Here is a 21,564-nt window from a genome sequence, read left to right on the forward strand (position 1 = left end):
TCAGATCTTTTCAGTAATAATGCCCTGTCCGTGACGGACAGGGCATTATTGTTTATGGCTTCCGGGGACAGGAATTACTCAACGCCTGTCGCTTCACCTGCCGGACGGCGGACATCATTGGCACCATAGAGATACCCTTCACGGACTTTGCCGGAGACAGCGGAGTCATTACCGGACGAATCTGCACTGACACCGGCGGCCCCCGGTAATCCCACCATAATCAGCTCTGCCGCTCCCCACGGAGTCTGCTCCACCATTTTGTAGCCCATTTTAGCCAGCAGATTCAGCGAATCTTTTGATACACCACGCTGCTCATAATAGACTTCATCCGGCAGCCACTGGTGATGAATACGCGGCGCATTTACCGCTTCCTGTGGTGACATGCCGTGGTCAATAATATTCAGAGCTGTCTGCAGGGTGATAGAGATAATCCGTGATCCACCCGGTGAGCCGAGAACCAGGAAGACGTTTCCGTCTTTTGTCACGATAGTCGGGCTCATAGATGACAGCGGACGCTTGCCGGGGGCGATAGCGTTGCGTTCCCCCTGCACCAGGCCATACATATTTTTCTCACCAATCTTTGTTGTGAAATCATCCATTTCATCATTGAGGAAGAACCCGGTTCCCGGCGGGATCACCACGCACCAAAGCGCCCGTTAATAGTATACGTTGTGGAAACCGCATTGCCTTTATTATCGACAACAGAATAGTGCGTGGTTTCCGGTTTTTCATGCGGACCGCTGCCCGGCTGCACCTGTGCGGAAGGCGTTGCTTTGCCCGGGACTATCTCTTTGCGCAGTTCGGCGGCATAGGTTTTGCTGAGTAATTTTTCGGTCGGATTATCCACAAACGCCGGGTCACCCAGGAAGGTATTGCGATCCATATAGGCATGACGCATTGCTTCTGTCAGCGTATGAATATAGTCAGCGGAGTTAAAGCCCATCGCCTGTAAATCATAGCCTTCAAGAATATTAAGTGTCTGGCAGATAGTCACTCCGCCGGAGCTTGGCGGTGGTGCGGAAATAAACTCATAGCCGCGATAGGTACAGGTGACCGGCGCGACTTCGGTTATCCGGTAATCAGCGAAATCTTTCGCTGTCAGTTTACCGCCGCCTGCCTGTGATGCTTTTTCCACGCGCTGAGGAATATCACCCTCATAGAACGCAGGCGGGCCTTTTTTGGCGATCTGTTCCAGCGTATTGGCGAGATCGGTCTGGATCAGCCGATCGCCAGGCTGAAAGGCGCTGCCGTCCGGTTTCAGGAAAATCCGTGCGACTTCTGCATCCTGTTTAAAGCGTTCTGTGGTGGTATCCAGCACATCGGTATCCGCGCGGGTCAGGATAAACCCGTCACGCGCCAGTTTGATTGCCGGTGCCATAACCTGCTCCCGGTTCATTGTGCCGTATTTTTCCAGGGCATAATCCAGCCCTTTTACGGTTCCCGGCACACCGGCGGCAAGGTAGCCGTATAAGCTGGCACCTTTAATCAGATTACCGTCTTTATCCAGATACATATCAGCAGAAGCCGACGCAGGCGCTGTTTCGCGGAAATTAATAAAAATATTTTTTCCGTCAGCCGTGTGAAGCGTCATAAAACCACCACCGCCGATATTTCCGCAGCAGGGATTCACCACCGCCTGTGCATAGCCGACGGCAACAGCGGCATCAATGGCATTGCCACCGGCTTTCAGAATATCAGCTCCGACCTGAGATGCGAGATGCTGGGAAGAGACAACCATCCCGTTTCGGGCTTCCACAGCCGGCTCAGATGCCGCAAAAAGTTGTGGAGAGAGAAGCAGGGAGAGCAGGATTAAAGAGGTTCGCAGGGTTTGGTGTGGGGGTATCATTATTATCTCCAATAATACGTTTGTTAATTTTTAGTTAATTAACGTATAGACAAAAAATGATTATTTGAAAAATGATTTTTAGTGAAATGTGAAGCCAGGCAATAAAAAAACCCGGTATATCCACCGGGTTTTGTAAACAATGTGTAACGCAAATATTACCTCAGACAAGCGCTGCAACGCCAGCGCCTGCTGTTATCAGGCAAGATTTTTGGTTACGCTGTCGTCTTTCATGATTTTGTTCAGTTTCGGTACAATTGCCCACATTATAAGAGCAACAACAAAAGTGGCGATCCCTATTTTACCGAATACATCGGTATAGACACCCAGGGTTTGCAATGGATCCGTTACACCCTGCGGTGCTGCGGTAAATGTCGCAACATAACCACCTAACAGTGTTGCCATCGCTTGTGTCAGGAACCACATCCCGAGGATAAAGCCCATCAGATATTGCGGAACGAACGCTGCAATCATGGCCAGACCCAGCGCACTGATCATCAGCTCACCGACTGCCTGGAAGAAATAAACCAGCACGATAAACCACGGTGATGTCATACCGGTGGCATCGGCAAACCACATACCGGATGCGGCAGCGGTCAGGAAGCCGGCTGAGCAGCAGAACATACCGATGGTGAATTTACCCGGCATAGAGATATCTTTACCGCGGGCACCCATTTTACTGTAGAAATAGGCCAGAACCGGGCTGAGGACGATGATCCAGAACGGGTTCAGTGCCTGGAAGCTGACCGGGTGTACATCAATACCCATAATGGTGTGATGTACGTTATAGATAGCGAAGAAGTTCAGTGAGGTCGGCATCTGTGCATACAGGACGTAGAAGATAACCGCTTCCAGCATCAGAACAAACGCGACATACATCTTGTTACGCTCAATACCTTTCAGTTTGAAGGTTTCGCGGAAGAAGAAGAAGATAACCACAGCGGTTACGCCGAGCAGCACATAGTTGGCTACCACCACGTTATGCAGTAACCATGCACACAGGAAAACGGTCGCCACACTACCGGCTAACACAACCAGCAGACTGCCGAATTTCATTGGTTTATGATCCGGCTCAGAACCGATATTGCTAACCATCTTCTGGCAGAACAGGAAGACTGCCAGGGCGACCAGCAGGCCGATACCGCAGATATTATAAGTGACGGTATAGCTGTACTTGTCAGCGATAACCGGTGCCAGAGACAGGGAAATCAGGGAACCGATGTTGATCGACATATAAAACAGGGTAAATGCCCCGTCCAGACGCGGATCTTTCGGCGCGTAGCATTTTGACAGCAGGCTGGCCGGGTTGGCTTTAAATAAGCCGTTACCGACAGCGATTGTCCCCAGTGCATAGAAAATCAGATCCGGGTTCATGATAGAGAGGCCGGTCATAAAATAACCGACAGCCATCACGATGGCCCCTAAAATGATGGTTCGTTTGGTACCGAGGACATGATCCCCGACGTAACCCCCGATAGAGATCAGGCCGTATACCAGCGCGGCAAATGCCCCGAAGGTGATAAATGCCTGTTCCTGACTGAATCCCAGTTTTTGAACAAAGTAGACGGCCAGGATGCCTTGCACACCGTAATAGCCGAAGCGTTCCCACAGCTCCACGATAAAAATCATGAAGAATGGCTTAGGTTGGTTAAACAATCCAACCTGCGCGGGTTTACTCATGGTTAAATGCCTCTTATTAATAATTATTCATTACACTAAATTTTTTCCGGCATTGTGGAGGCAACGCTAAAGATAAACTGTTGTGTAAAGTTGAGTGTTTGCGTATTTGTCAGGGTATTTGCCAAAGGCGTTAGGCTAATATATTGCGGCCTGTGCATCTCAAAGGCAGATCACACTTACTGCAATAATTAATATCACAATTGAAATAAAATTCATTAGATTGACATCAATAATTACATTGAGATGGTTTTGTTGACGGGTTATTGACCAGATTGATGGTAAATTATTCTGCGGGAGATAACATTACGAAATTAAATATGGTTGAATGTAACAATCATTTTTCTGTTGTATAGCGATTCGTTAACACAAAAAGTGTTAACGAATACGGATCTTGATAAGGGAGGGTCAGGCAACGGCAGAAGAGAGGGTTTCGCTGGTTTCGATCACACGGAAGTCGCGTTTAAAATAAATCAGTCCGTGTCCCCGGTCACACACATCAACATTTTCAATCTCAACCATAAAAACGTTATGTGTGCCGATTTCCTGAACCTGTGTCACCGTACCTTCCAGGCTGGCAAGTGAGTTATTCAGACAGGGCTGTCCCAGCTGACCGGATTGCCAGTTATCACCTGAAAAGCGGGCATCCATACTCAGCCCGGTCATTCCGGCGAAATCACAGGCGAGTGCCTGATGGGTATGCGTGAGTACATTCACACAGAGGCGGCCGTTGGTTTTAAAAACCTCACTGAGTGCGCTGCTCCGGTTGATACACACCAGCAGGGTCGGTGGGTTATCGGTGACGGAACAGACAGCGGTTGCTGTCAGACCGGCGCGTCCGGCTTCGCCGTCTGTGGTGACAATATTGACGGCGGCGGAGAGATTCGCCATCGCGTCGCGGAACTGAAGACACCGGGAATTATCAAAAGACATGCCAACTCCTGAAGAGCAAAATAAAATGTGACACAATTGTTGCTATATTGCGAATGATACGCAGTCTAATGATAGCCGGGCAGAAAAACAAGGGAGAGTCAGAAAATGCGGCTGCATATTCAGGCAGCCGCGCCGGTTATATCAGGATTTAGTTGATCCCGCCGAAGCAGAGATATTTTATCTCCAGATAGTCGTCGATACCGTGACGGGAGCCTTCACGGCCCAGACCGGACTGTTTTATTCCCCCGAACGGAGCGACCTCAGTGGACAGAATACCTTCATTGATGCCGACCATCCCGGCTTCCAGCGCTTCAGCCACCCGGTACACACGCCCGATATCCCGCGAATAAAAATACGCGGCAAGCCCAAACTCGCTGTTATTCGCCGCCTGTATTACTTCGGCTTCATCAGTGAACCGCACAAGAGGTGCCAGCGGACCGAATGTTTCTTCGCGGGTGACTATCATATCTGCTGTTACATTTGCCAGCACGGTCGGTTCAAAAAATAATCCACCCTGTGGTGCAGATTTTCCGCCGGTCAGCACACTAGCACCCTTGCTGACCGCATCCAGGATATGCTCACGTACTTTGCGAACAGCCGCATCGTTAATCAGCGGTCCCTGTTGCGCCTTTTCATCTGTTGCGGGAGCAATATGCAGCGTTTTTACTGCAGCGGCAAATTTTGCGGCAAATGCATCATAAACCGTATCCTGAACATAGAACCGGTTAGCGCAGACGCAGGTTTGCCCGCTGTTACGAAATTTTGCAGCCATCGCACCTGTAACCGCAGCATCCAAATCCGCATCATCAAAGACAATAAACGGTGCATTTCCGCCAAGTTCAAGAGAGAGTTTTTTAACGGTTTCCGCACTCTGTGCCATCAGCAGTTTGCCGACGCGCGTTGAGCCGGTAAACGAAATTTTTCGCACCACCGGGTTTGCTGTCAGTTCGCCGCCGATAGCTGCGGCATCAAGGCCTGTGACAATATTAAACACGCCCGCCGGAATACCGGCCTGTTCACCAAGTGCGGCGAGCGCAAGAGCTGACAGCGGCGTTTCTGCCGCCGGTTTCAGCACGATGGTACAGCCTGCCGCCAGTGCCGGTCCCACTTTGCGGGTGATCATCGCATTGGGAAAATTCCACGGTGTGACAGCCCCGACCACACCTATCGGCTGCCTGATAGTGACTATCCGCTGACCGGCCTGAGTAGCCGGTATTGTCTCGCCGTAAATGCGTTTACCTTCCTCGGCAAACCATTCGATAAAACTGGCGCCGTAGGTGATTTCACCACGGGATTCTGTCAGGGGTTTTCCCTGCTCAAGGCTCAGGATCTGCGCCAGTTCTTCCCGGTTTTCAATAATTAAATCAAACCAGTTGCGTAAAATGCGTGCACGTTCTTTACCGGTCAGGCAGCGCCAGCCGGGCAGTGCTTTTTCTGCCGCATCAACAGCCATACGGGTTTCAGCGGCACCCAGGTCACTGACCCGGGCAATTGATACACCTGTGGCAGGGTTGGTGACATCAAATGTGGCGTTATTTTGTGCGTCAATCCACTGACCATTAATATAGCCTGCGTTGCGCAGCAGGGGGAAAGAAGGATCGGTTAACGATGAGGTGAACATAGGGAGCTCCGTTGCATTTTCTCAAAAAGATGATGAGGGCACAGGGATATCAGCAGAAGACCATTGATTTATTGTTAATATAGCGTTAATAAAAGGGGGTATCCTTTGAGTCTTTACGACCGATATACTTTTTATTCTAACAGAGGATAGGCTATTACGCAGTTTCCCGGTAAAATTGCGCCTTTTTTTTGATAACGCCGGTGTTTATTATGTGGATGCATCGCGGAGACATTTACTATCATGCATGAATCATTACTTATCGCCCTTTTGCAGGCACGTGAAGTGGCTCTCGGCTACTTCCGCCCGACACTGAAAGCCCATCAGCTGACGGAGCAGCAGTGGCGGATTATCCGCATACTGGCAAAAACGCCGTCTCTGGATTTTCATATACTGGCGCAGAAAAGCTGTATTTTACGCCCGAGTCTGACCGGTATTCTGACGCGGATGGAAAAGGCCGGTATTATTCACCGGATGAAACCGCTCAGTGATCAGCGCAAACTCTATCTTTCCCTGACGGAAGAGGGAATTGCACTCTATCACCGGGTGCAGGCAGAGGTGGAAATCGGCTATCAGGCACTGGAGCAGCAGTTTACGCCGGAAAAAGTACAGCAGCTTTATGCATTGCTGGACGATCTGATTGCATTGCCGCAGCGCAATGAAAACGGACAGCCGTAAAATACCTGCGCCGCGGCCCTTTGAGAGCCGCGGCGCGTCAGTTTTGTTTATTTCTTGCCGATTAAGTGCAGGAAATGGATATGCTTTTCATATTGGTCAAGGATATCGTGAATAATCTGCTCCTTGTTCCACCCCATAATATCGTAATCCTGCCCGCCTTCTTTGAGATGAATTTCGGCACGGTAGTAACGGTGCTCGTCATCTTTTTCTTCATCACTCAGACCGGATAAGGCAAAAGAGGGCTGATTGTAATAACGCAGACGAGCCTCATAGAGGAAGTTCATATCATCGCCCAGATCCACTTCAAAGGTCAGCCGGTTATCGTGGCTGTTATCAATGTGGCTTGGTGTTCCCTGTTTATCCAGTTCTGCGGCAACGGATGACATGGATTCTGACACCACTTCATCGATAAAGCGTTTGACGAGCGAACGTTTCGGGAAATAGCCGATATTACGCAAACGGCGCTGCCACGGGATCGGTGTCCGGCTTGCGGTTGGTGCAATGGTCGCTAACTGCTGGCTGTCACGCTTATGAACATCTATCCGCAGTGCTTTGATAAGCCCGTAAATGGAGATTAACAAAATAGCGGCAAACGGCAGGGCGCTGGCAATCGTCACTGTCTGCAGGGCTGATAATCCGCCCGCCAGCAGCAGGGTAATCGCGACCACACCCATCAGTCCGGCCCAGAAAATCCGCTGCCAGACAGGGGTATTTGAATCGCCACCGGATGCGAGGGTATCAACAACCATAGCGCCGGAATCCGCCGAGGTGACAAAGAAAACGATCACCATCAGCATGGCAAAGAAAGAGAGCACGGTAGAGAACGGGAAATACTCCAGAAACTGGAACAGTGCCAGAGAAACATCCTCTTTCACCACAGTGGCAAGTTTAGTGGCGCCCTGGTTTTTAATCAGATCAATCGCGGTATTGCCAAAGAATGTCATCCACAGCAGGGTAAAACCGGCCGGTACAAATAATACCCCGGTGACAAATTCGCGGATGGTGCGCCCGCGGGAGATTCGGGCAATAAACATGCCGACAAACGGTGACCAGGACAACCACCAGCCCCAGTAGAGAAGGGTCCAGCCGCCCAGCCAACCATCTGACTTAGGTTCATAAGCGAAGAGATTAAAGGTATTGCTGACAATCTCGGAGAGATATCCCCCGGTGTTTTCCACAAAGGATTTCAGCAGCAATACAGTCGGGCCTAAAATACCGACCATTGCCAGCAGCAGAACTGCCAGCCCTAAATTAAGCTCGGAGAGTATCCGGATCCCTTTATCCAGCCCGGAAACCACCGAAAGAGTTGCCAGCGCCGTAATAACAATAATCAGGATCACCTGCACGGTCTGCGTCTGAGGCAGTCCGAAAAGATGGTTCAGCCCGGCATTGACCTGTAAAACCCCGAAGCCGAGTGACGTCGCGACACCGAACACGGTACCGACTACCGCAAAAATATCGACCGCATGACCCATCGGGCCGTAAATCCGGTCACCAATCATAGGATAAAGTGCGGAGCGTAGTGTCAGCGGCAGCCCGTGGCGGTAACTGAAGAATGCCAGGATCAGTGCCACGATGGCGTAAATCGCCCAGGCGTGCAGCCCCCAGTGGAAGAAGGTCAGGCGCATAGCCTCTTTGGCGGCCTGAACGGTTTCCGGTGTACCGACCGGCGGCGACAGGTAATGCATCACAGGCTCTGCCACACCGAAAAACATCAGCCCGATCCCCATACCGGCGGAGAACAGCATGGCAAACCAGGAGATATAACTGTATCCCGGCCGGGCATGGTCAGGACCGAGTTTAATATCCCCGAAACGGGATAATCCCAGGTAAGTGACACTCATTAAAATAAGGGCGACAGCCAGGATATAGAACCAGCTCGCATTTTTAAACAGATTTGTCTGTAGTGCTTTCAGATGGGTTTCTGCCACCTGAGGAAATAACGCGGCAAAGCCGACGATCAGAAAAATAATAAGCGCGGATGTGAAAAAAACGGGCGGATTAATCTTGATATTTTTTTTAGGTTGTTCTGTGTCCTGATGACTCATGAATTATTCCTTTTATCAGTTGCAGATAACGCCGGCAGTAAAATGGGGAATGCACTGCACTAAAGCGTCGGACTTTCCTTCTGAAAACGGTACGCGTCAGCGTAGCGATAAATTAAAAACCCCGGCACAAAGGTGTGCGGGAATATCAGAAATGACGGATATGAAAATGTATAAAAACGGATAAAACGGGCGTGATATGTTGGATGAATTTCCCCTTAATGATAAAAAAAAGAGGGTAATAGTGCCAAAAATGTCACTCTGCGGCAAGTTATCCGGCTTTTTCAGGGAAGATGATGAAAAAATTTTATCTGAATTACAGTGACGGTATTGAGGGAAGCTGATGATATAAAGCAATAAAAAAGCCGGAAACATTATTTATTTCCGGCTCGTCTTTATTTTACGGATTATTACTGGTTCAGGGCTTTTTGTGCATCACCAAGTTTGTCAGACAGGTCTTGTTTCAACTCGTCTTTTTTCTCTGTGGCTTGTGCTTTCAGTTCATCCGCTTTTTTCTCTGCGGCCTCTGTTGCATCAACTGCCTCTTTTTTCAGCTCTGCTGCTTTTTCTTCAGCGGCTTTTTTAGCGTCTTCACCTTTGTCTTTGGCGTCACTGAGGATACTGTCCGCTTCTTTCTTCAGTTCATCGGCTTTTTTATCCGCCTCATTGCGAATATCAGCGGCTTTCTCTTTGGCATCATCGATGACCGCATCCGTTTTCTCTTTGGCGTCTTGTTTCAGTTCGCCTGCTTTCTGTTCCGCTGCATCCTTAATCTGTGCAGCACCTTCCTGCGCCTTTTGTGCAGCAGGATCGGTTTTGCTGCTGTCATCGCAGCCGGTTGCAAAAATAAACACACCCGCCAGGATCAGTGAACTTAATAATGTTTTTTTCATGATTAACCCTCTTCGGAAAACGTTGAGTAAAATAACCAAGACAGATCGATATCTGTGATATATCAGTATAAAACCAAATCAATGTATCTGCTAACCAATATAATGATACGATATCATTGTATTGGTTAGCATAGAAAACTAAATTCCGCTTGTATATGATTTTTCTTATTTAATTAATAATCCTGATAAATTATACCGTATATAATAGAAATAAGTGCTGCTATTGGTTTTATGATTATATCGGGTTGCGCAGTGATTAAGGAAAATCTATGACATATTATCTGTTTGTTATTGTTAAATTTATCATTGGTTTTGTTATCGTGATTACACACATGAATATTTCCGGAAAAACACAGTTATCACAAATGACACCGGTTGATTTTATTGGTAACTTTGTACTTGGTGGTATTATCGGCGGTGTGATATACAGTGACAGCATTCCATTAACACAATATATAATTTTATTACTGATTGGCGTTAGTTTTATCAGTGCGGTCAATTGGGTTAGCAAGCATATTAATTTCTTTCGTTCTGTTGCGATAGGCAACCCGATACCCATTATAAAAAACGGGTTATTTTTCATGGATAACATCCATGAAAAAAGAAATAAAATTGATATCCTGAATACTGCGTCAAGGATGCATTCTCAGGGGATTTATTCATTCAGTGACGTTTATTATGCGCAGATAGAGCCGGATGGTCAATTGACGGTAATTTGTGACAAAAAACAAATGCCTTCCGTTATTATTATGAAGGATGGTGTGCCGCGTAAAAATGAGCTGGAGCAGATTGGATATGATGAAGCCTGGCTGGAGAGCGGGCTGAAAAAGCTTGGCGTCGACAATCCCGAAGAGGTGTTTCTTGCCGAATTTTATGACGGCAACATTAACGTAGTCATGAAGGACGGACGCATGACCGGGCATCACAGTGAGCCATTACAGCCGTAAGGGGCTAGCCCCTTACGTCACGATCACGACCTTTTCGGGGTAAATATCCCGGAATTCGTGTGCTTTTTGCCATTTATCATCACAAATTATTTTATCGATACCGGCAATTTCCGCGATTTTTAAAATACCTTGCTGACCAAATTTGCTGGAGTCCGCCAGAATAATTTTCTGCTTACTTTTTTCCAGCATTTTCTGGGCGATCATACCTTCTTCCACACTTTTAACCAGGATCCCGTCTCCGCTTATCCCGCCTGCGCCGACAAAGGCAAAATCAGCATAAATATGGTCGATTTCATTCAGGGTTTTTGCACCGAGATTGGCGCGGAATTCATGGCTGTATTCGCCGCCCAGTACATAGACTTTCGCCAGCGCATTTTGTGAGGCAATTTTGTCAGCGATCAGGGCCGAGTTGGTAAAGACGGTGAAGGCAACCACCGGCAGCTGGCCTGAAAAAAGCAGCGTCGTGGAGCAGGAATCAATATAAAGAGTGTCGTGCTCAGAGATAAGCCCGGCGGCATAACGCGCGAGGATCATTTTTTCGTCACGGTTGAGTTCAAGGCGCTGTTCAAAGCTGCCTTCGCTGACACTTTTTTTCTTCATCGCACCGCCGTGGATTTTAATGATTTCTCCCTCTTTTTCCAGAATAGAGAGGTCGCGGCGGATAGTTTCCGAGGTGACATTCAGATCATCAGCAAGATCCTGAACACTGATTTCCCCCTTCAGACTCAGCTGACTGAGAATATATTGCTTTCTTTTAACCGGATTCATGGCTGTTCTCATCGCACCCTTAAACAGTAACAATATTAGCGCATTATCCGCCGTTGCGGAATGCTGAGATAAAATGGCGGAGTGCGGCGGCAACACCGTCATCCCGGCAGGTGCCGGTGATAAAGTCTGCATGTTGCTTCAGCGCGGGAACGGCATTACCCATCGCCACCCGGATATCGGCGGCGTCAAACAAAGAGAGATCGTTTTCCTGGTCACCGACAGCCATTACCGTTGCGTGCGGGATAATGCCTTTTGCTGTCAGTTCATGCACAACGGCGCCTTTGCTGACAGATAACGGTACCAGCTCAAAATAGTGCTGATCGGTAAAAAATGACCGCAGTGCTGACGGCAGTTCCGGGCGCAGAGTCTGTACCCGCAGAGCCAGTTCCTCTGCATCACCACACAAGGTAATTTTGAGAATATCAGTGCGGCTGAATAATTCATCTGCTGTCACTGTGTTGATCGGCAAACCAAACAGGGCGGCTTCGTGTGTTGTATAGTCGGCGCGTTCGCCGGGCAGACAGAGCAGGGCATCTGTGGTAAAGGCATGCCAGCCGCAGGGAATGGATTGCAGGACAGGCTGTAACTGAGATAACACCGCCGGACAAAGTGTGGTTTTGCTCAGTACCGAGTGTGTGTGGCAATCATAAATAACCGCGCCGTTAAATGCTCCGACAGCCCGGATAGCAGTGCGCAGGTCTGCATCATCAAGCAGAGAAAGAATAGGCTGAAGCGGGCGGGCAGAACAGATAACAATATTGGTTTCAGCCGGGAGCGCCAGTAAAGCCTGCCGGTTTGCCTCAGAGATATAATTATCAGGGTGAAGTAATGTGCCGTCGAGATCGATAGCCAGTGTTGTCATAAAAAACCTCAGCGGGAGCAGGCTCCCGCATTGGATAATCAATCAGTTGTGATGAATAAAGGATTGAGTGACCTGCGCTGCCGCCTGACACACCACATTATCAATCGCGGTACCGACCACTAAAATATGTACGCCGGTTTCTTTAAATGCTTTGGCATTGGCGACATTAATTCCGCCTTCCGCCAGTGTCGGCACACTCACCGCACCAACAAGTGCTTTCAGGCGGGCTTTGATTTGTTCCGGGATTTCACCGGCACCTACACCTTCGTAGCTCATACCGGTCATCAGACCAATCATATCCACGCCGATGGCTTCCATTTTTTTCGCGACTCTTGCGACATCTTCCGGGGTTTCAGCCGGGATACCAAAGGTGTGTAAATCATCCGGATGACCAATATAGGCATCAACGGTCAGACCAAAACGGTGCGCCAGATTGACAATATCCGCCAGGTCTTCAAAGGTGGATTTATGTGTGTGCAGCCCGTCAGCCCCTGCGCGGGCAATCTGTAAAATATCGTCTTCTGTGACCGGCACCGGGATAGTTTCAGTAAAGCCTCCGGCGATCCCGACAGTGATAAACACATCATCAGGAATGACATTGCGAATACCGTTCACCGCTTCTGCCATCTGCGTGGTGGAGATCTCATGGCGGATCTGCTCTGCGGCGTGCATGTTATTAACACCACGATGTCCGCGCGCCAGCGCCAGTGCCGGATGGTTCGGTTCAAGCATTTTCACCCCGGCATCACACACTGCTTTCGCCAGTCGCGCGTCATCACCGGTGATACCAGTACTGAGCAGTGTCTGCCCGTTGTGCAGCGCAATAGCATTTCTTACTTTTACCATTGCCTGTTCACGTTTTTTATTCATATCACCTATAAACATATAAACCTCTTACATTTTTTGTTTCATTATTTTTTTAGTTACCGGCACCCGGAGGTGCCGTTTTAATAAAGCCCTGGTGTTGGCGTGTGATATTTTTCACACTTATTTATTACTGTGTAGTCTTTGAATCAGCCCGCCGCTTTCGCGGATGTCACTGCACTGAAACGGTTGGCAATGACAGTGATGGTACAGGTTAAAATCAGAATAACGGTCATGGTCAGCGCCATGTATACCGCATTGTTGGATAAGAACGGGGAGGCAAATGCCGGAACATACGCCACGCCTTTAACATCAAACATACCGAGCATCATGCCGCCGATACCGGCAGAAAGAATGGCTCCGCCGAACACAATCTTATTGGCGAACATGAAGGGATAAGCGGATTCCACAAAGGTGCCGAATCCCATATTAATCAGCAGTCCCGGTGCGGCAACCGCTGCTTCACTGCGCTCGCGCGGTGCGATGACATTAGCAAGGTTAATTCCTGCTGCGACCATCACCAGCCCGACCATATCAACAGCACCCAGGAAGCTGACGCCCGATTTCTCCATCTCCAGTAATACCAGCGGGAGGATCACCGCGTGATAAACACCGCCGAGGATCGCCGGCCAGATAACTAATCCTGCCAGTAAACCCGCCAGTACCGGACTGAATGCCAGTGTGCTTTCCAGTGCCAGTTTGATGTAGTTACCGCCCATCAGCGCCAGCGGGCTGAGGAAGTAATACATAATCAGACCGGCTGCCAGCCCTGAAATTCCGCCTGCCACAATGTTGACGGTGGTCATCGGGAATTTCCAGTTCAGGCACAATGTAAACAGATAGCGGACAAACACACCGGCCATGATCCCGCCGGCGATCCCGCCGATCAGCCCGCCTTCAACAGAGAGCACCCCGGCAACCACACCGGCGACAATAGAGACTTCATCTAGCTCAGAAACCTGCTTGGCGGCGATCACGGCAACAATCACCGGCAGACCTTTAAGCAGCAGCTGGAAGATAGCATCCAGGCTTTCGAGTCCCGGAATGTGGCTCAGCGCCAGCACAATTGCCATGGCGATAAAGCCGGGCAGTGCGGGGATCATAATGCCGCGGATATTCATCCGTTTGAGCAAACTTTTATCAGAAGGACCGCCCGGTGTATTAGCCGCACCTAAAATCGGGCGGAATTTAATGCCCCAGTGTTTGCACAGGGAAGAGGCAAATGAGATGGCGCGGGTTCTGCTGGTGGTACCGGTAGTGCCGGAGGTCGCAATCACATTGGCGCCACTTGCCGCAATATGCGCCATGGATGTGCCGCCGGTGCCGACAACCGGGACTTTCTTTTCCGCTGCTGCCGCAAGTGCCAGCCGGTTAGCATTGTGCGGGTCACCGCTCATCACAATAATGCCGTCGATGTCACCTTGTTCTATCTGTTGTGCAATCCGCGCATCACTGTCACGCACGGCATCATTGACTTGCGCCAGTGTGCCGGAAAAGGTAACAGCAGGAACGGCATCTTCTTCTGTCAGGGTATAAACCGCGGCTGCGGTTGTGGGTTTGGCGACATCCATTGATGCTTGTGCCGCAATAAACTGAACGGCAGCAATACAGATATCAGCGGAATGGCATTGTGTGTAAATCTCGCTCAGAAGTTTTTCAGGATCTGCACCACCGAGGTTGTACAGATTCCCGCCACTACTGCCCAGTATTACAATCTTTTTCATAATCGGACCTCAGGGGTTCAGGGTAAGTAACGACTTATTGTTGTTTTTTGTTGATATTGCATGGCATAACAAAGCAAAGCAACACATCAAAATAAGGCATGTTGTTTATAAAGCGATCATTTACTGAGCCTTGATTAGATTTAATACCTTTATTTGTTTATTTTTATGGTTATATTTGCTGATATTTTAATATTTACTCGTATTAACGGCTTTTTTCTTATTATGTAATTATTTTGTTATATGTTGTTTTATGTGACAGTGATCTGATTAAAGAGTGGTAATGAGAATCAAAACAACATAAAACAAAAAAGCCACTCAGGAGAGTGGCTTCAGTAAAGATGCAAAGATAGAAAAGAGTAAATCAGCCCGGCAGATTAACCAGTGAGTCGCGGGAAATGTCGCGGATGGTTTTTGCGCCTGTCAGGGTCATTGCCACGCGCATTTCTTTATCAATCAGATCCAGCAGGTTTTCAACACCGGCCTGCCCGTGAGCCGCCAGTGCATAAACAAATGCACGACCGAGCAGAACCGAATCTGCCCCCAGGGCGATCATCCGCACTACATCCAGCCCGTTGCGAACGCCTGAATCACTCAGAATAGTAATATCCGATTTTACGGCGTCAGCAATAGCCGGCAGGGCGCGGGCGGTGGACAGCACACCGTCGAGCTGGCGTCCGCCGTGGTTTGAAACAATAATACCGTCTGCGCCAAACCGGACTGCGTCTTTTGCATCTTCTGCATCCAGAATGCCTTTGATGATCATCGGACCTTCCCAGAATTCGCGGATCCACTCCAGATCTTTCCAGGAAATGGACGGGTCGAAGTTCGCACCCAGCCAGCCGATATAATCTTCCAGTTTGGTCGGTTCGCCGCGATAGGCAGAAATATTGCCCAGATCATGCGGTTTACCCAGCAACCCGACATCCAGCGCCCAGCGCGGGTGTGTCATGGCCTGTAATACCCGGCGCATGGCGGCATTCGGACCGCTCATCCCGGAATGTGCATCGCGGTAACGCGCACCCGGCACCGGCATATCGACAGTGAACACCAGGGTTTTTACCCCGGCGGCTTTCGCGCGTTCCAGTGCATTTTTCATAAAGCCGCGATCACGCAGGACATAGAGCTGGAACCACATCGGGCGGTCAATCGCTGGTGCGACTTCTTCAATCGGACAAACAGAAACCGTGGAAAGGGTAAACGGAATGCCTTTATTGGCTGCCGCTTTTGCTGCCTGTACCTCGCCACGTCGCGCATACATCCCGGTCAGCCCGACGGGTGCAAGGGCGACCGGCATCGCCAGTTTCTCACCAAACAGCTCTGTTTCAAGGCTGAGAGAAGACATATCACGCAGCACACGCTGGCGCAGAGCGATATCGGCAAGATCTGACGTATTGCGTTTCAGGGTATGCTCTGCGTAAGCCCCGCCATCAATATAATGAAACAGAAAGGGTGGCAGTTTGGCTTTGGCAGCCGCCCGGTAATCCGTTGAAGCAGAAATAATCATCTTTAATACCTATATATGTCTGTAACAAAATCAGTACCGTGTATACCCAACGTCATTCAAGATGCAGGCAGGCGGCAAGCTCCGACCTATGGGGAGCATACATTAGTATGTGACCCGGAGGGCTGAGTGCGGCCAACGAACCTGCAGTTTGAATGAATAAGGGTATCTTTATAACGTCAGGATAAATGCCATCACGGCAGCTATCAGCCCGTAAATAAACATCGGAACCACAGTCTTTTTGATAATCGACCCTTCGGCATTACTGATCCCGAGGATAGTGCAGACGGCGATAATATTATTGAGGCACACCATGTTGCCCATTGCCCCGCCGACAGATTGCAGCGCCAGGGTTAAATTCACATTCAGCCCGGTGGTCTGCGCAATAGATTGCTGAATACCGCCGAAGGTCAGGTTTGATACGGTATTGGAGCCGGAGAAGAACGAGCCGAGTGCGCCCAGATAGGAGGCAAACCAGAGCCAGTTTTCACCAGTGGCACCTGCAAGGGAGCGCCCGATAATATAAACCGGTGCATTTTCGCCGCCCTGCATCATCAGATTGACCATAATCAGTGCACCAAACAGGGCAATAAATGGCTTGTTTGTCTGCTGTGCGGTCTGCACAAACATGGTTTTACCTGTGAGCGCGTCAGTCTGAACAGAAAAATGCCGATGATCACGACAAGGAAGAACGGGATCAGTGCCGGGACATACAGGGTTTTATAATCTGCCGCCGCCGGGGTGCCGAAGACATTACTCAGGCGGACAATCAATGCATCACTCAGCGTGATATGTCCCAGGAAACCAAGCGTACCTTCCCAGATAACATTGGTGCTGTTGAGCAGCCCTTTGATCCCGAGCTGGTGGATGCGGGTGACAATCAGGATGGCGATCAACAGTAATGTCGGCGCCATCGCTTTGATAACCTGACCAAACGGAATGACTTTTTTTTCTGATTTTTGCTCTGTTTTAGTCAGTCCGACTCCTGCACGGGCAATCATCACAGAAATCCCCAGACCAATCGCACCGCCCAGCAGTGCCGGGAATTCATAATTAACCTGCGCCAGCAGCAGATACGGCACAGTACAGGAGAGCACGCTGAGAAGAATAAACACGATATTGCGGCGGATCTCCTGCCAGCTGACAATAAAGCGCAGCGCCAGCAGCGGAATAAAAAATGCCGCCACAAAGTGAATAAGGGCAGAATAATGGCTTATCTGATACACACTCTCTTCTGACAAACCGAGATTGGCAAAACCAAACCAGGTCGGCGTACCGACCGCACCGAATGAAACCGGAACGGAGTTCATTACCAGTGTCAGTAATGCGACCCGCATTGCCGGAAAGCCCAGACCCACCAGGATCGGCGCGGCAATTGCCGCCGGTGTGCCGAATCCGCTGGCACCTTCAATCGTAAACGCAAATGCCCAGCCGATAATCATCAGTTGTGCGACGGGATTCGGGCTGATGTTCTCCAGCCAGTTGCGGACAACATTTTCCGCGCCACTTATCTGCATCAGTTTATTGAGCATAATGGCCCCGGCGATAATGGTTATCGGGGTCAGAACAGATATAAACGCAGTAATAATATTGGCACCGAGCAGTGTAAAATCGGTTTTAAACCAGAACAGCTGAATGCAGAGCACCACTGTCGCGGTGAACGGCAATGCGATATAGGAAGGGATACTGTGCCGTTTTGTCATCATCCAGATTAACAACACGATAGGTGCAAGACTGAAAAAGATAGCCATAAAGCCCTCAGATATTATTATTGTGGTATACCCTTATTCATTCAAACTGCAGGTGTGTTGGCTACGCTCAGCTAACCGGGTCACATACTGATGTATGCTCCCCGTTTATCTTCACTTGCCGCCTTCCTGCATCTTGAATGACGTTGGGTATATACCCTTATTCATTCAAACTGCAGGTCCGTCGGGTATATTGATTGCAGGGTTCGTTAAATTTTCTTTACGCAATTATTTTAATCACAACCAAAGTGAATTATCTATGCTGCATTTTTTTAACAATTACAAAACAGATAAAAATAGTGAAAAACAGGAATCAGTGAATATATTCCTGTAAATTTAAATTGTTTATTATCAACAAGGTATGGATTTTATTTGTATGATGAAAGGATGAGGTCACATTAATTAGGTGGTTCAGGGCGATAGAGAAATTCCAAAAAACGACTAATAGATTGCAGTGAATACATAAGTATCCCCAATGTCATTCAGGATGCAGTCAATAAACCTGCGGTTTGAATGAATAAGGGTATCAGCCGAAATAGGGACGTATAGCCTGATAAGATTGCTGAATATGATCAATCAACAGACGAATTTTCATCGGCAGGTGCCGGGTATAAGGATACACCGCGTAAACACCGAGTTTCTTTCCGCTGTAGCCGGGCAGCACTTCAGTTAATAATCCGGCGTCTAAATCTTCATGCACCATACAGCGCGGCACCATTGCAATACCGTGCCCGCCCAGCAGGGCTTTACGGATGGCGCGGGCATTGTTAAACGCAATATTGCCGCTCACCTGAAGCTCATAAATCTCCCCGGTATCCGGACGTCTCATCAGCCAGTTTGATGTGCCGCTTTGCTGATAGGTGTAAGTCAGGCAGTTATGTGTCAGCAGATCTTCCGGGTTTTGTGGTGCGGGGTGTTTTTCGAGATAGCGGGGCGAGGCGAGGATCACCCAGTGAGAATCGATAAGCGGGCGGGCTATCAGGCTGGAATCACTCATCATCCCGGTGCGGATAGCAAGATCAATACCTTCATTCACCAGGTCAACAAACCGGTTCTCCAGATGCATTTCCACTTTCACATTCGGGTATTGTTCACAAAATTCTGCCACGCTGTCACTGAGAACCAGTTCTCCGGAGATAGTGGGTACTGACATACGTATCAATCCGGTCAGCTCATCACTGTTTGCACTGACCGCCTGCAACGCGCTGTGAACCTGACCGGTGAGGGATTTCGCATGCTGATACAGCACCTGACCATTTTCTGTCACTGACAGGCTGCGGGTGGTGCGGTAAAGCAGGCGTGCGCCGAGGGCTTTTTCCAGCCGTCCGACCCGTTTACTGAGCACGGAGCCGGTAACACCTGCCATTTCGGCGGCTTTACTGAACGAGCCGCAATCCACAATAAGCGCGAACAAAATCAGGTCATTAGCGTAATCGTGGGCGGGCAGCATGATAAAATCTCCGGCGGTGATGTATTAAAGCCACTATATCAAAATAAGCATAACAGTGATAACGCCCCGCTATATCAGGGCTTAAATTGTGTATACCATATGGTCGTATGCGAAAATGGTTTCCGGGAAGATCGCCTGACACTCGCGAAGTAAACGCTCACAATCTTCTGCGCTATAGCGCCCGCTGAAGTGAGTGGCGATCAGCGTTTTAACCCCGGCATCGCGGGCAAGCGTGGCAGTCTGCACTGTGGAGGAGTGACCACGGCTGTTGGCTTTTTCTGTCATTGAGCTGTCCAGAGTCGCTTCCAGAACAATCACATCGGCGTTTTGTGCCAGTTTCAGGGCGTTTTCACACGGCGCGGTGTCTCCGAAAATCACCAGGTGCCGCCCGCGCTGTGGTGTGCCGAGATAATCCGCGCCATGAATAACCCGGCCATCATCCAGGGTTACATCATTACCCTGTTTCAGGGTCTGCATCCACGGGCCTGACGGAACACCATCATCTTTCAGGCGCTGAGCATCCAGCGCGCCCGGTTTATCAAATTCTTCGATGCGAAAACCATAGCTGACAACCGGGTGCTCAAGTGAGTAAGCGCTGACTTTCAATTGTCCGTCATCATAAATTACGCCTTCTTCCGCTATCTCAATAATCTCCAGCGGGAAGGTCAGATATGAACCGCTCAAACTCAGAGTCGTTTCCACAAACTGCGCCAGTCCCGCCGGGCCAAAAAGTGTGAGTGGCTCTTCACATCCTCCCATAGAGCGGCTGCATAAGAGTCCCGGCAGACCAAAAATATGGTCGCCGTGCAGATGGGTGATAAAGATTTTTTCCAGTTTCGGGATTTTTACCGGGCTTTTCAGTATTTGGTGTTGCGTGCCTTCGCCGCAGTCAAACATCCATAAACCGCGCTGTAATGATTTAAGATCCAGTACCAGGCTGCTGACGTTGCGGTTGTTTGACGGAACACCGGCACCGGTGCCCAGAAAAATTAACTCCATATTATTCCCCGTATTACGATTTTTCTGCCCGCCGGTGGCGGCTTACGGAATATGGCGCAGCAGCGGCGAGCGGGTAAGATTTTCCGGTAAGATTAGCGGTTCTTCGACCATCGGTAAACTCAGACGGGTTTTGCCGTTAATAATTGTCAGCCCGGCAGACTGCCAGGACTGTGCCACCAGTTGGGTACAATAAAGGCCTTCCTGCGGATTGATACTGAAAGGAATGCCGGTTTGTGACAGGGCATTGTCACGGGCGAGCCGGTGGTGAGCGTCATCTGCCAGTACGGCGTAATAACTGACCTGCCTGTTTTTGGCATGAAGGATAAAAAAATCCAGGGTGTCGCGGTTAACACCGGCTATTCCGTCCGGGTGCTCCTGCGGCGTGGCATGAATAACATAAACAACACCGTCCGGGGCAATATCAAGCATACCGACATGGCTGAACCCGCTGTTATCCACTGTTCTGACAATGTCGCTGATGGCTTCACCACCATCACGGAAGATAAGGTCGCCGCTCTGAATGCCGGGCGGCAAAGGGGATGCACTGAGTGGCAATGAGATAAAAAACAGTACCGGGAGCAGGCTCCCGGTGCACAGGCGGAGGATCATCAGCGCAGAATAACTTTCCAGTCGCCATTTTCCTGAGTCAGCAGGAAGCGCTCATCTTTCTGTTTGCCGTCATTGAAACGGACAGTCAGGATAACCGTGGCGCGATTTTTGGCTTCATCAATATCAACAGATTTTACTTCTGTGCTTTTTATGCCACCGCTTTTGGCGATGCGTCCGGCCATATCCCCGACAATCATCTGTACTTTGCCTTTGATTTCCATCTCATTTTTCTTTTTATCTTTTTCAGGGATGGCGAGCAGATCATAGGCTTTATCAGCATCTTTTTTCTCAACGGCACTGTAAAACTGCTGTGCCACAGCTTCCGGTGATTCACTGCCACAGGCGGTCAGCATAAAACTGCCGGTAATCAGCAGCAGGGAGAGCGCAATTTTTTTGAACATAGTT

16 protein-coding genes and 2 pseudogenes are annotated in these 21,564 nt (G+C 49.4%); 2 read left to right on the forward strand and 16 right to left on the reverse strand.

Going from position 1 to position 21,564, the window contains the following annotated elements:
* Window positions 1-74: 74 nt before the first annotated feature.
* From ggt to AYY17_RS13270, 4 genes and pseudogenes are all read right to left on the reverse strand, one after another.
* A pseudogene (ggt, locus tag AYY17_RS13255) lies at window positions 75-1,846 on the reverse strand (gamma-glutamyltransferase).
* A 195-nt stretch (window positions 1,847-2,041) separates the two neighbouring features.
* Complete coding sequence (dtpB, locus tag AYY17_RS13260; protein ID WP_067424336.1) at window positions 2,042-3,523, reverse strand: dipeptide/tripeptide permease DtpB; 1,482 nt, start codon at window positions 3,521-3,523, stop codon at window positions 2,042-2,044.
* Between the two features lie 405 nt (window positions 3,524-3,928).
* Window positions 3,929-4,453, reverse strand: coding sequence for a 4-hydroxyphenylacetate 3-monooxygenase, reductase component (hpaC, locus tag AYY17_RS13265; RefSeq protein WP_067424338.1), 525 nt, complete (start codon window positions 4,451-4,453; stop codon window positions 3,929-3,931).
* A 148-nt stretch (window positions 4,454-4,601) separates the two neighbouring features.
* Window positions 4,602-6,074, reverse strand: a complete 1,473-nt coding sequence (locus tag AYY17_RS13270; protein WP_067424340.1) for an NAD-dependent succinate-semialdehyde dehydrogenase — start codon at window positions 6,072-6,074, stop codon at window positions 4,602-4,604.
* Between the two features lie 240 nt (window positions 6,075-6,314).
* Here AYY17_RS13270 and hpaR point away from each other — a divergent pair, with 240 nt between their 5' ends.
* The gene (gene hpaR / locus AYY17_RS13275; RefSeq protein WP_067424342.1) at window positions 6,315-6,749 is read left to right on the forward strand and encodes a homoprotocatechuate degradation operon regulator HpaR; all 435 of its coding nucleotides are present in this window, start codon (window positions 6,315-6,317) and stop codon (window positions 6,747-6,749) included.
* A 47-nt stretch (window positions 6,750-6,796) separates the two neighbouring features.
* Here the strand turns inward: hpaR and AYY17_RS13280 are convergent, their stop codons facing one another.
* Window positions 6,797-8,797, reverse strand: a complete 2,001-nt coding sequence (locus AYY17_RS13280) for a BCCT family transporter (protein WP_067424344.1) — start codon at window positions 8,795-8,797, stop codon at window positions 6,797-6,799.
* Between the two features lie 407 nt (window positions 8,798-9,204).
* Window positions 9,205-9,687 carry a hypothetical protein gene (locus AYY17_RS13290; protein WP_067424348.1) on the reverse strand — a complete coding sequence of 161 codons (483 nt, stop codon included), beginning with the start codon at window positions 9,685-9,687 and terminating at the stop codon, window positions 9,205-9,207.
* A gap of 269 nt (window positions 9,688-9,956) precedes the next feature.
* On the opposite strand from AYY17_RS13290, the gene AYY17_RS13295 reads away from it, so the two are divergent.
* The gene (locus AYY17_RS13295) at window positions 9,957-10,634 is read left to right on the forward strand and encodes a DUF421 domain-containing protein (RefSeq protein WP_067424351.1); all 678 of its coding nucleotides are present in this window, start codon (window positions 9,957-9,959) and stop codon (window positions 10,632-10,634) included.
* Between the two features lie 12 nt (window positions 10,635-10,646).
* On the opposite strand, the gene AYY17_RS13300 is transcribed toward AYY17_RS13295, so the two are convergent.
* The 10 genes and pseudogenes from AYY17_RS13300 to AYY17_RS13345 all read right to left on the reverse strand — a co-directional run bounded on the left by AYY17_RS13300 (window position 10,647) and on the right by AYY17_RS13345 (window position 21,560).
* Window positions 10,647-11,534, reverse strand: coding sequence for a DeoR/GlpR family DNA-binding transcription regulator (locus AYY17_RS13300; RefSeq protein WP_235845383.1), 888 nt, complete (start codon window positions 11,532-11,534; stop codon window positions 10,647-10,649).
* Window positions 11,446-12,264, reverse strand: coding sequence for a Cof-type HAD-IIB family hydrolase (locus AYY17_RS13305; RefSeq protein ID WP_067424355.1), 819 nt, complete (start codon window positions 12,262-12,264; stop codon window positions 11,446-11,448). Before AYY17_RS13305 ends, AYY17_RS13300 begins: the two co-directional genes overlap by 89 nt.
* A gap of 42 nt (window positions 12,265-12,306) precedes the next feature.
* Entirely contained in the window at window positions 12,307-13,149 is an 843-nt protein-coding gene (locus tag AYY17_RS13310) for a histidine biosynthesis protein (protein WP_067403974.1), read from the reverse strand.
* Between the two features lie 128 nt (window positions 13,150-13,277).
* Entirely contained in the window at window positions 13,278-14,852 is a 1,575-nt protein-coding gene (locus AYY17_RS13315; RefSeq protein WP_067424357.1) for a PTS sugar transporter, read from the reverse strand.
* 361 nt (window positions 14,853-15,213) lie between these two features.
* Window positions 15,214-16,356 (reverse strand): FMN-dependent L-lactate dehydrogenase LldD, encoded by a 1,143-nt coding sequence (gene lldD, locus AYY17_RS13320; RefSeq protein WP_067424359.1) that lies wholly within the window; start codon window positions 16,354-16,356, stop codon window positions 15,214-15,216.
* A 168-nt stretch (window positions 16,357-16,524) separates the two neighbouring features.
* Window positions 16,525-18,104 (reverse strand): annotated as a pseudogene (locus tag AYY17_RS13325) (L-lactate permease).
* A gap of 523 nt (window positions 18,105-18,627) precedes the next feature.
* Window positions 18,628-19,551, reverse strand: a complete 924-nt coding sequence (locus AYY17_RS13330; RefSeq protein ID WP_067424360.1) for a LysR family transcriptional regulator — start codon at window positions 19,549-19,551, stop codon at window positions 18,628-18,630.
* 81 nt (window positions 19,552-19,632) lie between these two features.
* Window positions 19,633-20,550 (reverse strand): ribonuclease Z, encoded by a 918-nt coding sequence (gene rnz, locus AYY17_RS13335; protein ID WP_067424362.1) that lies wholly within the window; start codon window positions 20,548-20,550, stop codon window positions 19,633-19,635.
* Window positions 20,551-20,592: 42 nt separating this feature from the next.
* The gene (locus AYY17_RS13340) at window positions 20,593-21,159 is read right to left on the reverse strand and encodes a YiiX/YebB-like N1pC/P60 family cysteine hydrolase (RefSeq protein WP_067424364.1); all 567 of its coding nucleotides are present in this window, start codon (window positions 21,157-21,159) and stop codon (window positions 20,593-20,595) included.
* Window positions 21,159-21,560, reverse strand: coding sequence for a DUF4878 domain-containing protein (locus AYY17_RS13345; protein ID WP_067424366.1), 402 nt, complete (start codon window positions 21,558-21,560; stop codon window positions 21,159-21,161). The genes AYY17_RS13340 and AYY17_RS13345 overlap by 1 nt, the downstream gene beginning before the upstream one ends.
* Between the last annotated feature and the right edge of the window lie 4 nt (window positions 21,561-21,564).

Origin of the sequence: Morganella psychrotolerans, from assembly GCF_001676055.1 — a bacterium.
Taxonomy (GTDB): Bacteria; Pseudomonadota; Gammaproteobacteria; order Enterobacterales; family Enterobacteriaceae; genus Morganella; species Morganella psychrotolerans_B.